The sequence below is a fragment of the Segatella copri genome (assembly GCF_051861805.1).
GTDB classification, from domain to species: Bacteria; Bacteroidota; Bacteroidia; order Bacteroidales; family Bacteroidaceae; genus Prevotella; species Prevotella copri_M.
Genome location: NZ_CP146520.1, coordinates 1,484,237 through 1,499,548, shown reverse-complemented (window position 1 = coordinate 1,499,548; position 15,312 = coordinate 1,484,237). Strand labels below are relative to the sequence as shown.

At 45.8% G+C, this 15,312-nt stretch carries 13 protein-coding genes and 1 pseudogene; 4 read left to right on the top strand and 10 right to left on the bottom strand.

Going from position 1 to position 15,312, the window contains the following annotated elements:
- The first annotated feature begins 219 nt into the window (after positions 1 to 219).
- On the top strand, positions 220 to 1,110 hold the full coding sequence (locus V8Z93_RS05685; protein WP_439432648.1) for an Rpn family recombination-promoting nuclease/putative transposase: 891 nt from the start codon (positions 220 to 222) through the stop codon (positions 1,108 to 1,110).
- Between the two features lie 87 nt (positions 1,111 to 1,197).
- Here V8Z93_RS05685 and V8Z93_RS05680 read toward each other — a convergent pair whose 3' ends face one another.
- Entirely contained in the window at positions 1,198 to 2,088 is an 891-nt protein-coding gene (locus tag V8Z93_RS05680; protein WP_217762957.1) for an Rpn family recombination-promoting nuclease/putative transposase, read from the bottom strand.
- Between the two features lie 279 nt (positions 2,089 to 2,367).
- On the opposite strand from V8Z93_RS05680, the gene V8Z93_RS05675 reads away from it, so the two are divergent.
- Positions 2,368 to 2,529, top strand: a complete 162-nt coding sequence (locus V8Z93_RS05675; RefSeq protein WP_439432647.1) for a hypothetical protein — start codon at positions 2,368 to 2,370, stop codon at positions 2,527 to 2,529.
- A 184-nt stretch (positions 2,530 to 2,713) separates the two neighbouring features.
- On the opposite strand, the gene V8Z93_RS05670 is transcribed toward V8Z93_RS05675, so the two are convergent.
- From V8Z93_RS05670 to V8Z93_RS05630, 9 genes are all read right to left on the bottom strand, one after another.
- A complete protein-coding gene (locus V8Z93_RS05670; RefSeq protein WP_439432646.1) occupies positions 2,714 to 4,210 on the bottom strand; it encodes a fimbrillin family protein in 1,497 nt (498 codons plus the stop codon).
- A 31-nt stretch (positions 4,211 to 4,241) separates the two neighbouring features.
- The gene (locus V8Z93_RS05665; RefSeq protein ID WP_439432645.1) at positions 4,242 to 5,231 is read right to left on the bottom strand and encodes a fimbrillin family protein; all 990 of its coding nucleotides are present in this window, start codon (positions 5,229 to 5,231) and stop codon (positions 4,242 to 4,244) included.
- A 33-nt stretch (positions 5,232 to 5,264) separates the two neighbouring features.
- Positions 5,265 to 6,179, bottom strand: coding sequence for a fimbrillin family protein (locus V8Z93_RS05660; protein ID WP_439432644.1), 915 nt, complete (start codon positions 6,177 to 6,179; stop codon positions 5,265 to 5,267).
- 61 nt (positions 6,180 to 6,240) lie between these two features.
- Positions 6,241 to 7,095 carry a FimB/Mfa2 family fimbrial subunit gene (locus V8Z93_RS05655; protein WP_439432643.1) on the bottom strand — a complete coding sequence of 285 codons (855 nt, stop codon included), beginning with the start codon at positions 7,093 to 7,095 and terminating at the stop codon, positions 6,241 to 6,243.
- A gap of 73 nt (positions 7,096 to 7,168) precedes the next feature.
- Positions 7,169 to 7,366, bottom strand: coding sequence for a hypothetical protein (locus tag V8Z93_RS05650; RefSeq protein ID WP_203041318.1), 198 nt, complete (start codon positions 7,364 to 7,366; stop codon positions 7,169 to 7,171).
- A 306-nt stretch (positions 7,367 to 7,672) separates the two neighbouring features.
- Positions 7,673 to 10,210: a beta-N-acetylglucosaminidase domain-containing protein gene (locus V8Z93_RS05645; protein ID WP_439432642.1), complete on the bottom strand. Its 2,538-nt coding sequence runs from the start codon at positions 10,208 to 10,210 to the stop codon at positions 7,673 to 7,675.
- A 186-nt stretch (positions 10,211 to 10,396) separates the two neighbouring features.
- Complete coding sequence (locus tag V8Z93_RS05640) at positions 10,397 to 11,221, bottom strand: TatD family hydrolase (protein WP_439432641.1); 825 nt, start codon at positions 11,219 to 11,221, stop codon at positions 10,397 to 10,399.
- A 39-nt stretch (positions 11,222 to 11,260) separates the two neighbouring features.
- Positions 11,261 to 12,235 (bottom strand): polyprenyl synthetase family protein, encoded by a 975-nt coding sequence (locus V8Z93_RS05635; protein ID WP_218411735.1) that lies wholly within the window; start codon positions 12,233 to 12,235, stop codon positions 11,261 to 11,263.
- Between the two features lie 50 nt (positions 12,236 to 12,285).
- Positions 12,286 to 13,020, bottom strand: coding sequence for an energy transducer TonB (locus tag V8Z93_RS05630; RefSeq protein ID WP_439432640.1), 735 nt, complete (start codon positions 13,018 to 13,020; stop codon positions 12,286 to 12,288).
- A 170-nt stretch (positions 13,021 to 13,190) separates the two neighbouring features.
- Here V8Z93_RS05630 and porQ point away from each other — a divergent pair.
- Both porQ and cmk read left to right on the top strand, forming a co-directional pair.
- Positions 13,191 to 14,138: pseudogene (porQ, locus tag V8Z93_RS05625) on the top strand (type IX secretion system protein PorQ); the annotation flags it as partial.
- A 304-nt stretch (positions 14,139 to 14,442) separates the two neighbouring features.
- Entirely contained in the window at positions 14,443 to 15,135 is a 693-nt protein-coding gene (gene cmk, locus V8Z93_RS05620) for a (d)CMP kinase (protein ID WP_203051062.1), read from the top strand.
- The last annotated feature ends 177 nt before the right edge of the window (positions 15,136 to 15,312 follow it).

Below are 15,312 nucleotides of genomic sequence, written 5' to 3'. Positions count from 1 at the left end.
CACCTGTTCATCGTGGCATATAGACCCTTGTCGCTGTATCTGTGTAAATCTGTGTAATCTGTAGGACAAAGAACAAGTCCCACAGATTTACACAGATATTTACCTTATAATATAAAATATGTGGGTTCCTAACTTTTCCTGAAACTTTTCCTAGAAATCTCTTGCGGGTTTGAAAATAAAGTCGTAACTTTGCGGCATGGATTTTTAAAACAGATGATTATGAAGCAGGTAGAAGAAAGATATATCAGCTTGCTGACCGACTTCGGTTTCAAGCGAATTTTTGGAACAGCAATGAACAAGGATTTGCTCATTTGCTTCCTCAATAGCTTGTTTAATGGCAAACAGGTTGTCAAGGACGTGAAGTATCTGAACCCAGAGCATGTGGGAGATGTCTATTCCGACCGCAGAGCCATCTTTGATGTATATTGCGAAGGCGAAAACGGCGAGAAGTTCATCGTAGAAATGCAGAATGCCTACCAGACGTATTTCAAGGATCGCGCCCTTTTCTACTCAACCTTTCCTATTCGTGAACAGGCACCTAAGGGGAATGACTGGGATTTCAAGATCAATCATGTCTATACTGTTGCGCTGCTCAATTTCAACATGTATGAGGATACCTTCGACAAGGAGAAAACCCGCCATCATGTACAGTTGTGCAATACCGCTACCCACAAGATTTCCTACGACAAGCAGGAGTTTATCTATGTAGTACTAGCTAAATTCAATAAGACACTAGGAGAATTGGAAACGCTCTACGAGAAGTGGCTTTATGCGCTGAAGAACCTCTATAAACTTACCCAACGCCCAAAGGAGTTGTGCGACAAGGTTTTCGACCGTCTATTTGAGGAAGCCGAGATTGCCAAGTTCACACCTCAGGAAATGAGGGAGTATGAAGCAAGTAAGATGGCATATCGGGATATCAAGAACTGCATTGATACGGCGAAGCAAGAAGGTCTTGCGGAGGGTATAGAACTAGGGAGGAAAATATGTATGGAATTAGGAATGAACCAGAAAGCCCTGGATATTGTCAGGAACATGCTTGCTGATGGCGTTGACATCAATCTGATTATGAAGTATTCCGGACTTACCCAGGAACAGATAGAAAATTGAAATAAGATATTATCTTAGAGGTAACAGATAAGAATTTCCCCCATCCTGCTTTCTCAAGCTGGATGGGGGAAATTTCTTTAATCATATCTATGATATCAACTTTCTGATTTCTTCTTGGGTTAAACCCGTTATTTCCATGATGGTATTTTCATCCATGCCCTTTGCCAACATTTTTCTGGCAATTTCCAGGCTTTTATGATGGCTACCTCTTGCTTCACCTTTGGCAATGCCCTTGGCTTCACCTTCATCAATACCATTCATGTAATAACTCATCAGGACGCCGTAGTAATCATCGGCAGCCTTTAAGCTCTCATCATATTTTTCTTGCTCTTCCTGACTCAGGCAGTGGGAATCTGCCAGTTCAGCGAGGCGCTTGAAAATTTTCTTCTGTGCCGTAAAAGGCATTCTCTCTAATGCTTCCATATGTTTTAATACATAAATCCATTTGTCAAAATCACTATCACATTCTTCTGCTTTCTTGTCGAAGAAAGGAAGAGATAAGTAGATGAAGTGAAGATTGTCAGAAAAGACATCTCGACTTCCTTTTTCATACAGGGCAACATCGGTTCTGAATTTCGTCACCGTATTGTCTTTTGGCATGAAGTTCATCAGGCAGACTACATACACGGGCATAATCTGATAGAGTGCAGGTTTCTGCTCTTTTGTTTTCTTACGTTGCCCGACAATAGCCTTGCTGGCATAATAGATGGAGCGGTTTACGAAAAACGGAACCCATCTGTTTTGCATCTCAACGATGAAATGTTTTCCATCGTCGGTTTCACAATAAATGTCAAAGATGCAGCCACGCAAATCTTTTGCATCTGCCAGCTGCTCTTTGTCCTTGAAGGTGACATCCCTGATATGCATTTCGTCAACCAACAAGTCGTTCAAGAAACTAATCAGCAAGTCTTTGCTGAATTCTTGTCCGAAGAGGCGTTTGAAGCCCCAATCGGTAAAGGGGTTAATATATTTACCCATGGCCAAATATTGAGATAATTAATATCTGTTGGCAAATATACGATTTTTCTCTGAAAATACCAAGGAAAAACTGTTTTTTTTGCAGAAACGCTAGTATATAGTTTAAATTTTCCATCTGTCAGGAGAGTCTGACAATACTATAACAGCCCTGAAAATTTGGAAGTTACAAATATTCAGCGTATCTTTGCAGAAGATTGTGCGGCGCTCGGCAATCAGAAAGCAAGCTTTCATTGCGCTCGCTGGCATAATCTTTGCATAACAAATAAAAACATAAAGCGTATGAAGCAGGTAGAAGAAAGATACATCAGCTTGCTGACCGACTTCGGTTTCGACCGCCTCTTCGAGGAAGCCGAGATAGCCAAGTTTACTCCGCAGGAAATGAGGGAGTACGAGACCAGCAAGATGGCATATCGCGACATTAAGAATCTGAGCAATTCATAATAAATATAATAGCGGAAATATAGATTACGAAAATCTCCATATAATCAAGGGTCTATACGCCACTTGTCATCGTGGCATATAGACCCTTGTCGTTTCCCGTGAGGTGCGGGTAAATATAATTGCTGAGCACCTAATACTCCTGCCCAGCTTAGGAGTTTATCTAATGTTATTAATTTCTAAATTGTTATTTAGGATATGTATTACGTCCACATTTTATGGAGTGGAATCTTTTTCCAAGAAATTGTGGTCGTTTATGATCCGAAGAATTTGCATACGGCTCAGATTCATCAGATTTCCACCCATCAATATCTCTTCCTGTCATAACCTTTTGATCTTTTGACAAAGTTAAATCTACAGCTTCAGTATATACATTATCAAAGATACTGATACCTGCAGCGGAAATATTACCTAATGTCACCGATCTTAGTTTTGGACAATCGGCAAAGGCAAAGTCACTTATAGATGAAACTCTCGGAGCATAGATTGTTTCAAGATCAATACAATCCTGAAAAGCCACCGACTCTATACTCTTTACATCTTGCAAGTTAATAACTTTCAGCGGTTTACAATTCAAAAATGCACTAGACGGCAAAGCCTCAACTCCGTAAACAGTTAATTCTATACTGCCATCATTTGCACCTTTTAGAGCTTCTCTTATAGCATCAAACACACTCTTATCTGCATTTGCAGGCAAATTTCTGATTACAATGTTCGTATTGCCCACAGCCAAAGCATTTTTTATAATTAGTACGGCATTTTCTGTAGTTGTTACAGCATCGCCACCGGTAATTGCATCTCCTTTACCCCAATCCGCAACACTTACACTTCCGATTGTAGCTTTGTCCTTACCTATTCTTACATCATAGGTATAGCTCTTGGCTTTTTCTAGAGCAGGAATTCCAGTTACATCCAGAACTTTAGTCTGAGTAGGTTTGCCCTCACTATCATTGTATGTCACAGTGAGTTTGAGGAATTTCTCTGTAGAATTGGCAGCTCCAGGGGATACCAAAGCATAGAATACATTTTTGCCACTTTCGTCTGTTGCTTGATATGCTTTGATAGCTACGTAGCTGTCACCATCTCCTGCAGGAACTTTCAGCTTAGAATAAACTTCTACGGCAGAAAGTGTAGGGTTAAGATCTTTGAACTCATCTCCAAACCCACTTACATTGACAATGACACGAGCCGTCTGACGTTCCAAGTTCAATGTCAACTGTCTGTCGGTAGGAATATCTTTCTTTTCTATCTCTTTTCTGCATGTCATATAATCAGACTTCTCTATTTTGTCAACTGTAGATTGGTCTGCTGAGACATAACCTACAGAGAAAGAATTGGTGGTACTTTCATCCGCCTTCTCAGGATAACATGCCTCGAAAGTCTGGGTATTACCCGTCCAGACCAGATAGTCACCAGCATTCGCAGGTGCCCATACCTCGCCCGTCTTCTTATAAATCACGGTTTTACCCTCAGTAGTTACGCTGACAGCATCGTTCTCATTAAAACTCGTTTGTTCCTCTTTTGTACCCAATGGATTACTACGGGTAAAAATACTGTTTCCACCAACGGTGGCAGCAATCTTTACCTCATTGGCGGCAGTGTTAGCGCTCTGCTCGTCATCAGTAGAGCAAGCGGCAAGCATTGCTATAACTGCAAATGCTCCCATATATCTTGTAATCTTCATATCTTGTCTATTTTAAATATCAAACAAATCTTTAATCAGTCTCTCCTTGGGTAATGTTTTCTTTTCCCCAAGGCGTTGCAGTTATACCTTTTACCTGCACTACATCCTTACCAACCAGCAGACACAACTCATGTTTCTTACCAGATACAAAATTCACATCGCTGGTGGATGTCCAGATGTAATCATTGCCATTCACCTTAAACGAGATACAGAATGTTCCTGCCATAATCATCTGTGGAATCACAATGGCAGAATATTTGAAGGTGGCATGGTCGGTTGTTTTATCCGCCTTCGTGAAGGCTACAGTTTCAGGAGTAATGGCTGCTGATTCCTGACCGTCACGTAGAACACTTATAGGGTCTGCTGCAAAATTCACCTTACTGCGGATAAAGGTGCCATCCACCTTGACATCAGTTACGGTTGCTGACGTAACAGGCTTTTTTTCATCCTGATTAAACTGGTCTCTCAACTCGATAGTGAGATTCAGCTGGCTGAGAAGATGGGTGAATGCGACATCAACCGCTTTGCTGGTATTCAATTCCGAACCAGGCGTGAATCCTGTTTGCTTATATACAATAAGGTCGGAAGAATAGTCTTCAGCATTGCTTTGGTCTTCTTTTACAGAAAAGGCATAATCAGTCTTTCCGAAGACTTTAACTTTGCCACTTGCATCTTCTGTAGTCTCCTGATATGGCGCATAAGCCAGAATATCAACAGCGGTAGTTGAATTCTGCCACAACATCTGGGTAGCAGGAATCCAATTGCTGCCTTCCTTTGTTACCTTGATATTATCATAGGTATATTTTTCGCTATTAGCATTCTTGATGCAGAAGCCAAACGAATTAAGGTTGTCGGTGCTGTTTCCGTAAGAGGCACGGGTATTCATGCCATCTACGCTTGTCATGATTCTGACCACATTGTCCATTGGATAATTACTCTGTGGTAATCCATCCTCATTTGAGCAGCTGGCAAAAACTGCCGTTGCCAAAGCTGCCATTGCTAATGTTTTAATTGCTTTCATATTGTCGATTTTTATGTTTTAATTTTAAGAAAGTTAATCATAAGCCTCACCCTTGATAGGTTCGCCTGTAGAACCCCAGTCGGAGATGCTTACATCGCCAAGTTTTATGACATCACGTCCTACCTCCAGGTTGACGGTGGTAATCTTGCCACTCTCAAATTTGAAAGGTGTGCCGTTGTCGTAGATGAAGTCCTTGCCGCCAATGGTGATGGTAATCTTCTGAACGCCATCCTGCGGAATGATGATGGAAGCATATTGCTTGTTAGCGGTTAAAGCAGGCATGTCGAAGTCGGCTTTGTCTTCTGCTACAGCAGATGGGGTGACAACCTTGGTCAGATAATTGACGGTTGCTTTTTTTGCGGCATTGCCTACAGCTACCTTATCTACGGTAGGTCCCTCTGTTCCCCACTGGTTCTTATAGGTAAGGTTCACCACAAGTTTTGCCATTACATGGGTAAAGGTAAGAGGAACTGTTTGCGGTTCATCGACATTATAGGATAAGCCATCTTTGTTGACTGCCACCAAGAGGTCGCTTTCCACTTGCTTTGTCTCATCGAATGTATATTCTCCGGCAGAAAGGTCGGATATTGCTGCAGTTGGATACACACCGATGAAATAATGCTTGTCACGGTTGTTCTTCCAAAGCATCTGTGGAGTGGATACCCATGAACCGTTAGTCAACTTGTTGATGGCGTTATTCACCACACGCTCGCTTGTCTCTGGAGCAACAGTTGCATCGCCAGTCCAGGCATACACACTGATTTCATCACCCTCCTCAAAGGTTTGACCGCCTTTCGCATCTGTGGCAACACGTGTCATATTGCCGATACTGGTAGAAACGGTGATGTACTTGGAGGTCTCGCCTCCGATACCATTCTCGTTGTCAGAACAACTGCCCAATGTCAAAACCATTGCCATCAGGGCAAAGAGATAAGTTTTCTTTTTCATTGTCTTTTACTATTATATGTTTATATTCTTGTTTTGATTCTTGCTTAAATGAGAGGGTCGCTTAATCTTCAGGATTCAGGATTTCACCACGGTATATCCATTCCTCAGTCCAATCATCTATCTTCGTGCTCGTAAGATACATGTAAGGTTTCATCTCCTCAAATTCCAAGTTTATCTTGTACTTGCCGCCAGATTTCATGACGGGTGCTTCGATGTCGTAGTTGCTAACTACTCCCCCAGGAGAAATCAGTTGGATAAACAACTTGGTGGTATGTAAACCGTTGGCTGTCGGCATCAAGCGTAATGTTTCCGTTTTTAAAGTTTCGCCAGGCACTGCGATTCTCAAAGGTATATCACACTCTTCCTTGGTATAGCTTGCCGTCCCAAATGTTCCATCCTCATTCTTTTGCAGGGGAAGGAGTCCGGTTGCCACATTCAGAACCTTGCCTATCATTGCAAAATTGTCAGGAACTCCTTCAATGAAGATGGTCAATTCTGCAAGTATATGTCGCATTTCATTTTTTGTTATGTAGTTGACATTTGATTTGTCTATACCGATGTCCGTGACACCATAATAGGCATGGTCGGGAGAGGCACTTGGATTAGACAATCCAAACATGAGTTGGTTCATGTTGAGGGTCGCCCTTGTAGCCTCACCGATAAAGAATGGTTCTATAAGGTTAGTGGCAGCCAGAATCTGATAATGCCCTACAGGAAGAGCAAAGCGTTGGCTTGCCACCTCCTTAGTACTACCATCATGTTTTTCCTCAACTAAGGAACCGTCATCGGCATTGAATATCCAGAGCTTCACGTCTTTCACTTCCGTACCTTGGTCGGCCTCATCTGCCCAAGTGAGCGATACCGACAAACCACCCTCATCCTCATCAGAATGAACATCATGGTCGCAACTTGCCAACAGGCATGGGACGCATAACAGCACCCATAACCAAATATTAAATCTTCTTTTTGCTTTCATTTTCTATCTTGTTTTATGGGTTACTGATGTCGTGTCCGAAACTCGAGAAGGTAGAGAAGCCGAAAGGCATTCCTGCCTCTACACCGGCATACCAGCCTTGCGAACCAGTCATTCCATCTTCTTTTTCTTCTGCTTGCGCAACCGAAAAAGGAAGGATGATTGCAAGCATCGCTATCAATAGCTTAATCTTTGTTGTCAAATAATTCACCATTTTCATTTCTTTAGTTTATATTGTAAAGGTAAGAAACGTTGTTCTAACTTTCATGTTGCAAATATACAAAAAAAAATTCAAAAGTGGCGTCAACAAAATATACTTAGGTGTCCATTTGCCTAGGAATGCGACAGCAATTTAAACAGAATTTACCCCCCCACAAACAAAATTTCCCCCTCTTTTTCTGCGTTTTTCAAATTAAACAAAGGGGCTATACACCACCATTTTGTGGCATATAACCCCTTATCAAAACAAAAAAGATGACCTGGCAAAATGCGAGATCATCATTTTTGTTATATAATAATCCTATTTCTCAGGAATAATCTCGAAGATTTCGGCAGAACCATCCAGCTGAATCTTCGCTGCCTTCTTCACCAATTCTATCTTGCAGAACGACTGGTCGATGAGGGTTGTTGCCAAAACCTTGCCCTTGGCATTCAGCTGGCGACATACCAATGATTTGCCTGGAGCCAACTTCAAGAGCAGGGTGTAACCCTTTACATCCTTCTCAACACCAAACGAAAGTACACCATCGTTGGTGAAAGAAGTGCATGGATTCTCATCAAAACCATACATCGCTGCCTGCAGATTGCCAGCCTCAACAGAGAAGTTCAGACGCTCTGGGGTGGTTGGGTTCACCTCGAAGGTACGGACAGCAGCCCAGTTGCGCTTGTCTGACTTCAACTTCTTGATGCGGATATAGCGCGCCTCAACAGGGGTGTCAGTCTTCCAGTTGATGATATACTGTTTTTTCAACTCGCCTGTGAGCGCCTTCCATTCCTTTCTGTCCAGAGAATACTCCAATACGGTGTTGTCGAAGTAATCTACATCATCCACGGAGTTGCGGCCCTGGAGGATTCTTACCTCTGATACCTGACGCACGCAGCCCAGGTCGGCACCAATCCAGTCGCCTGTATTCTGACCGTTGCCCGATGTATAATAGGTAGTAGAATCGTTGTCGAACATCGCCTTGCTCTGGGTGGTTCTCAAAGTGGCATAGGTACCGATGCCCTTATAGAAGGCAGGAACCTTGCCGGTCAACTTCTTGAAGAAGCCAGATGCCATGTCATCCATCGACTGCTCGTAGAATGGCTGCAATACCATGGTTCCAGACTTATGCTTCTCGTAGGCAGCCACATCTTCCTTGCTCATGCGGTTGTTGACATAGCCATCCCAGAATGCCTGGTCGTTGCCAGCCTTGTATTCCTTGATGAGAGTCATGGTCTTCAAGCCACGGTCGCCCAACTTGCCAAACTCTGTGAGCCATGGGCGGAGTTCCTTCATCAGCAGGGCATTCTTGCAGTTGGCCTCCATTTGGGCAGGCGCATTCTTCACTCTTACAAACTCACTCTGCAGGGCATTGAACTCTGCATCTGTAAAGTTATCGATGCGGAAACTCTTGGTCTCCCATGATTCGATGCGGCGATAACCGGTCTCGGTATCGCAAGAGTGCATGGCGAAGGTGCGATATGCCTCGTGTGCTTCTGGGGTGAGATCTACCAGACCACGCTCCCAGTTGTCGAGCGGATTATAGTTGGCGATGTTCCAGGTATAGTCGGCTACACCATAGAGTGCCAGTTTGGATGCCTCTCCGTGCTCCATCGGGTTGCTGACGAATCCGCAGAGATCCTTGTTGGTCAGGTCGGTCTGCAAACCGTAGGTAGGACCCTGCATGATGATATGGCGGGCATAATCGGTTACAGGGAAGTTCCACCAGTAGTAAGCTGGGCGCTTGATGCGGGAATTCACCCAGTCGAGGGTTTCGCGGGTCAGGTCGCTGCAAACCACATCACCCGTCCAGAATACATTGATGGATGGGTCGAGGGTGTTGCCGAAGATGGCGAGAGAACCGGTTGGCTTTGGATTCGCCCAGAGACGGGTGTAATCGGTAGGACACATCACGAGCGGAGTAACATCGCCCTTAGCCTTCACAAATTCCTTTTCGAGGCGGTTGAGAAGTTCCGACTGCTTTACCGGGTTGGCACCCTCGCCGGAAATATCATCGAAGAAGATGGCGAAAGAACGCACACCGAGGTCGTACATCAGATCGAGCTTGTGAACCAGATTCTGATAGTCTTCCTCGTTCCACTTGATATCCTGTCCCGGATGGATAGCCCACACGAAGTCTACTCGGTTGCGGCGACAAGCCTGAACGAGTTCGCTGATGTTCTTAGCCTCTTTCTCCGGATAAGGCAAGCGCCAGTTTGGACAACTGTGATATGGGTCATCCTTTGGACCATAGAGATAGGTGTTCATCTTGTTCTTTCCATAATAATCAATGAGGGAAAGACGCACCTGATGAGACCAAGGCTCGCCATAGAAACCTTCTACCACACCACGGTTTGGAAGATCAGGGTAGTCATTACAGGTGGTGTAAGGCATCTGACCCTTCGCCATCTCGCTGCTTACAATCTGGCGCAGAGTCTGCAGACCATAGAAGGCACCACGCTCATCGTAGCCCACAATCTGGATTCCCTTGGCATCAGCCTTCAGGCTGTAGGCACCGGAAACAGGCTTAACGCCAGCCTTGGCTGCCAGTTTTCCACCGAAATCGATGGTCAGGCGAACGCCCTTGGCGTTGGCGGTAAGGAACTTCACGTCGTCGGCAAACTTGCCTTTCTTGTCGATTACCTTGACTCCATTCTGCAGGTCGAGTCGGTTAGCAGCATCCACATTCAGGAGATGTGGTGTAGGACTCACGATGAGTCCGTGATGATTCAGTTTCTTGCCCGGAATCATGTTCACGTCCTGCTTTTCAGAACGCTGGCCGCTCAGGTCTTGTGCCTGAGTGCCCTGTGCAAATGCAGCCATCAGGAGGGCTGCCATCAACATTTTTCTAGTCATAATGAATAGTTTGGTTAAGGATTTATTTTTATTAAATTTTATATATTTACTAAAGCTTTTGCCCTTACAGGGCGCTTTGCTGATTGTCATTATACCCCAGGGTGTTGCCCTGGGCTAGGAGCTTCTGCCCTTTCAGGGCGTGCTGCTTCTAGAGCTTTGAGTCTTCAGGGCGTGTGGGGCATTTCCCTAGAAGTGAAAGACGCTTTCTACATTTTTATTCGTCTGTTCTGCAAACTCTTCTTCGCTCACGTTGTAGGCTTTCGCCAAGGTTTTAAGAACTTCTACTACGAAGGCGCTCTCATTGCGCTTTCCGCGATATGGAACGGGAGCCATGTATGGAGAGTCGGTTTCCAAAACAATACGGTTCATCGGAACCACGGCAGGGAGGTCTTCACGCAGATGACTGCTCTTGAAGGTAGAGACTCCACCGATGCCCAGCACGAAGTTGTCGAACGAGAGAAGTTCCTCGGCTTCCTTCTGATTGCCGGTAAAACAATGGAACACGCCGCCCGGCAGGTCTTTCTGATACTGTTTGAGCAGATGTACCATCTCGTTCTGCGCCTTGCGGCAATGAATCATCAATGGCAAGCGGGTATCTACCGACCACTTCACCTGCTCTTCGAAAGCCTCCAGCTGCTCATGTTCGAACTCACGGCTCCAATAGTAATCCAATCCGATTTCGCCAATGGCGATAAAGTCAGAAACCTGTGGAGAATCGCCTGCAGGATTAGCATTCCCTGTTATGCGATGTTCCTCTAATATTTTCCTGAGTTCAGCCAGCTGCTCCTTCCAGTCAGCCTTCACCTCTTCGGGATGCAGACCAATCATAGGATAGGCGTAGCCCGGATATTCCCGGCTCAGGGCGAGCACAGCGTGCGTAGTCTTCACGTCGATGGCAGGCAAGAACACCTTGCCTACCCCCGCTTCTCTGGCACGAGCGAAAGCTTCCGCTCTATCCTCATTAAACTCTTCTGCATCGAGATGAGTATGCGTATCTATTACTTTGAACATTGAACTGTCAACTATTAACTATCAACTTTAAACTATTAACTAGTACTGGCGCTTCATCATTTTCTGTGCATACTTCGCCAACTCCTCCTTGCGCTCGGCAGGCACATTCACGGCATCCAGATACTTCTTGCTCTGCTCGAAGTAGTAGGCTATCTTATCCTGCGCCAACTTGTCTATGCCAATCTCGTTATAGAGACGGGTTACGGCTGCCACCTTCTCCTCGCGGTCGAACTCCTGGGCATCCACCCACTTCTGCAGTTCCGCACGCTGGGCATCGTTGGCATGATTGAAGGCGTTGATGAGCATGAAGGTCTTCTTGTTCGACGTGATGTCGCCACCAATCGCCTTGCCGAATACCTTTGTATCGCCATAGACGTCCAGGTAATCATCCTGCAACTGGAAAGCCAGACCAATCTGCTCGCCAAACTTATAGAGATTATCAGCATCCTCCTCAGAAGCATCAGCCAGGATGGCTCCAATCTTCAGGGCACAAGCCAGGAGTACGCTGGTCTTGAGGCGGATCATCTCGATATACTCCTCTTCCTTCACGTCGTTGCGGGTTTCAAACTCCATGTCATACTGCTGCCCCTCTCCTATTTCCAGGGCTGTGGTGGTGAAGAGCTTCATCACCTTGGCAAGATGCTTGTCGTCGCACTGAGCCATGCGGTCGTAGGCGAGCACCAGCATACTGTCGCCCGAAAGGATGGCGGTATTGGCGTCCCACTTCTTGTGAACGGTTTCATGACCACGGCGAAGATCGGCATTGTCCATCAGGTCATCGTGGAGCAAGGTATAGTTGTGATAAGTCTCCAAAGCGATGGCGTTCATGAGGATTTTCTCCGGGTCTTCCTTGAAGATGTTGTAGCCCAGGAGCATCAGAACCGGACGAATGCGCTTGCCTCCCAGAGAGAGAACATACTTCACTGGCTCATATAGAGAATATGGTTTGCGGTCGTATGGCAAGTTAGCCAGGAACTCATTCACCATGCTTAAGAATTCATCAGATGTCTTCATAATCAAATATAATTTAGAATATATAGTTTATAATGTATAAAATGTACAATTTATAGTTTGAACACCACAGGGACGGCAATCATCGTGCGGCATACCTTGTTGCGGTCCATGCCCGGCTTCCACTTCGGCATCATCTTCATCACCCTCAGCGCCTCGGCATCGAGCACGGGGTCAGCCGATGTGCTTACCTTGGTGCTGGCGATGCTGCCATCCTTGTTCACGATGAAGGAAACCACCACGGTGCCCTGAATCTTGTTCTTCCGTGCCGACTCAGGATATTTCAGGTTCTTGGTAAGCCACTGCATGAAAGCCGACCAGCCACCAGGGAACTCCGGGATTTTCTGCACCACGGTAAACTTGATGGGCTGTTCCTGTCCGGCGGCGTTGTCTACTGCCGTTTCGGGAGCCGCCTCCTTTACGTCGGCACCTTCCACCACTCCAGAACCGTCGCCAATCACCAGTTCGCTGGTGGTGGTACTTATCTTCTCGGGAGCCTTCTGCACCTGCTGCTGTTCGGTGGGCTTCACTTCCTGCGTGATAGCCTCCGAGGCAGGAGCCTTCGACATAGCCTCAGCACTCACCATATCCTTCTGGTCGGGTGGCGTCTGCATATCCAGGTCCTGCGCCAGGTCTTCAAAGTCCTCGGTCAGGTCTTCCTCTCCCTGCGGTCCTCTCTGATACTGGAGTCCCACGAAGAGGAGTGTGAATGCGATGAGCAATCCGATGAGGAAGAAGGTAAGCCTCTTGTCCTCCAACTGTGCATTATTTGATTTTTTTATTTCCACTTTTCAATCGTCATTAACTTAACCTAATTGCATGTCCGCAGCTGCTTTTTCAGCCGGAATCTGCAATATTTATCGATTCATTTCGTTATTTTCTACGAAAACAATGCAAATTTACGTCTTATTTCTCAAAAAAGCAGTATCTTTGCCAAAGAATTAAAGTATTTAAATGAAAAAAATCGTTTTTTTCCATTATATTGACGCTTTTTGCGACAAAAATGGGTGCTCAAGAGAGCCAAACTGGATATAACTTCCTCCGACTGCCCGTAAGTGCTCATGCCGCAGCCTTGGGAGGCGACAACATCACCTTGATAGAAGATGATGAGGCCCTCGTTTTCCATAATCCGGCACTGTTGGCTTCGGTAAGCGACAAGACCATCAACCTCAACTACATGAACTACATGTCGGGGGTGAACGTGGCATCGGCTTCCTTCAACCGCATCGTGAAGGAGAAGGCGTCGTGGGCGGTATCGGCAAACTATGTGGATTACGGAAAGATGAAGCAGACCGATGAGAACAACATCCAGATGGGTGAATTCTCGGCGAAGGATATTGCCCTGGCAGGACATTTCTCCTACATGCTGGGCAAGAACTTCGTGGGTGGTATCACGGCAAAGTTCATCACATCATACATCGGCGACTACAATTCCATCGCTGTGGGCTTCGACCTGGGTCTGAACTATTACGATCCCGACCAGGAGCTGTCGCTTTCTGCCGTGGCAAAGAACCTGGGCGGACAGCTGAAGGCTTACAACGAGGATTACGAAAAGATGCCGATAGACCTGCAGGTGGGTGTAACCAAGGGATTCGAGAACATGCCGTTCAGGGTATCGGGCACACTGGTGAACCTGAACCACTGGGACAAGGGATTGAAGAACCATCTTGTGGTAGGTGCCGAACTGCTGCTGGGCGACAACCTCTGGCTGGGCGGCGGCTACAATGCCCGCAGAGCCGACGAGATGCAGATTTCTAACGGCACCGAAGGCGAGGAAAGCAGTCATGGAGCCGGTTTCTCGTTTGGTGGCGGTATCAACCTGGAGCGCTTCCATCTGAACGTGGCTTACGGAAAATATCATGTAAGTAGCAGCAGTCTGCTGATAAACGTAAGCTATAAACTGTAAATTACTGAACTTTCGCATGTGGTTCGAGAACGGGCTGAAGGCCCAAAAGCTCCTAGCCCAGGGCATCGCCCTGGGTATAATGGCAATCAGCAAGGCGCCCTGAAAGGGCAAAAGCTTTGTATATTGCCCAGTATTTTAAAGCTTTTGCCCTTACAGGGCGACAAGTTTGTGTCCATAATTACCCAGGGCGATGCCCTGGGCTAGGAGCTTCTGCCCTTTCAGGGCGTGTGGAGCTTACATGCGAAACTTGAGTAAATTATAAACTATAAAATAATAAACTGTAAATTATAAACTATAAATAATAATGAAGAAGATTACAATCGCAATAGACGGTTACTCTTCCTGCGGAAAGAGTACGATGGCAAAGGATCTTGCCAAGGAGATAGGTTATGTGTATGTGGATACAGGCGCCATGTACCGTTCGGTAACCCTCTACGCCCTGCGCCATAACCTCTTTGAGGAGGATGGCAAGGTGAAGGTGGAGGAACTGGAAGCCGAGATGCCGAATATCCAGATTTCGTTCAAGTTTAACGCTACTACCGGTCGCCCAGACTGCTATCTCAACGGCGAACTGGTGGAGAAGGAAATCCGTTCGTTGGAGGTTTCCAACCACGTAAGTCCTGTGGCAGCCGTTCCTTTCGTAAGAGAGGCGCTGGTGGCTCAGCAACAGAAGATGGGCGAAGACAAGGGCATCGTGATGGATGGCCGTGACATCGGCACCACCGTATTCCCTAACGCCGAACTGAAGATTTTCGTTACGGCAAGTTCGCAGGTGAGAGCACAGCGCCGCTTCGACGAACTGAAGGAGAAGGGCATGCCAGCCGACTTCGACGCCATTCTGAAGAATGTGGAGGAAAGAGACTACATCGATACCCATCGTGAAACCTCCCCACTCCGCAAGGCAGATGATGCCATCACGCTGGACAATAGCGAGATGACGATTCCTGAGCAGAAGGCATGGCTCATGGAGCAATATCAGAAAGCTATCGCAGAATAAAAGATTGAGAATTCAATCGCTATCGCAGAATAAGCGGTTTTCCCGTAATATTTTTGCAAAAATATCTTAAAATAAAATATTTGTGCTTTAAAAATGCCATTTCAAAGAATGAGTGTTGTGGATACCCAAATTATTTTTTATTTTTGCAAACACAATGACAAGGTAGTAATGATATAG

Bases quoted from the DNA above. Each gene is read 5' to 3' on its own strand.
- V8Z93_RS05685 (WP_439432648.1), top strand. From the start codon at position 220: ATGAAGCAGGTAGAAGAAAGATATATCAGCTTGCTGACCGACTTCGGT.
- V8Z93_RS05680 (WP_217762957.1), bottom strand. From the start codon at position 2,088: ATGGGTAAATATATTAACCCCTTTACCGATTGGGGCTTCAAACGCCTC.
- V8Z93_RS05675 (WP_439432647.1), top strand. From the start codon at position 2,368: ATGAAGCAGGTAGAAGAAAGATACATCAGCTTGCTGACCGACTTCGGT.
- V8Z93_RS05670 (WP_439432646.1), bottom strand. From the start codon at position 4,210: ATGAAGATTACAAGATATATGGGAGCATTTGCAGTTATAGCAATGCTT.
- V8Z93_RS05665 (WP_439432645.1), bottom strand. From the start codon at position 5,231: ATGAAAGCAATTAAAACATTAGCAATGGCAGCTTTGGCAACGGCAGTT.
- V8Z93_RS05660 (WP_439432644.1), bottom strand. From the start codon at position 6,179: ATGAAAAAGAAAACTTATCTCTTTGCCCTGATGGCAATGGTTTTGACA.
- V8Z93_RS05650 (WP_203041318.1), bottom strand. From the start codon at position 7,366: ATGGTGAATTATTTGACAACAAAGATTAAGCTATTGATAGCGATGCTT.
- V8Z93_RS05645 (WP_439432642.1), bottom strand. From the start codon at position 10,210: ATGACTAGAAAAATGTTGATGGCAGCCCTCCTGATGGCTGCATTTGCA.
- V8Z93_RS05640 (WP_439432641.1), bottom strand. From the start codon at position 11,221: ATGTTCAAAGTAATAGATACGCATACTCATCTCGATGCAGAAGAGTTT.
- V8Z93_RS05635 (WP_218411735.1), bottom strand. From the start codon at position 12,235: ATGAAGACATCTGATGAATTCTTAAGCATGGTGAATGAGTTCCTGGCT.
- cmk (WP_203051062.1), top strand. From the start codon at position 14,443: ATGAAGAAGATTACAATCGCAATAGACGGTTACTCTTCCTGCGGAAAG.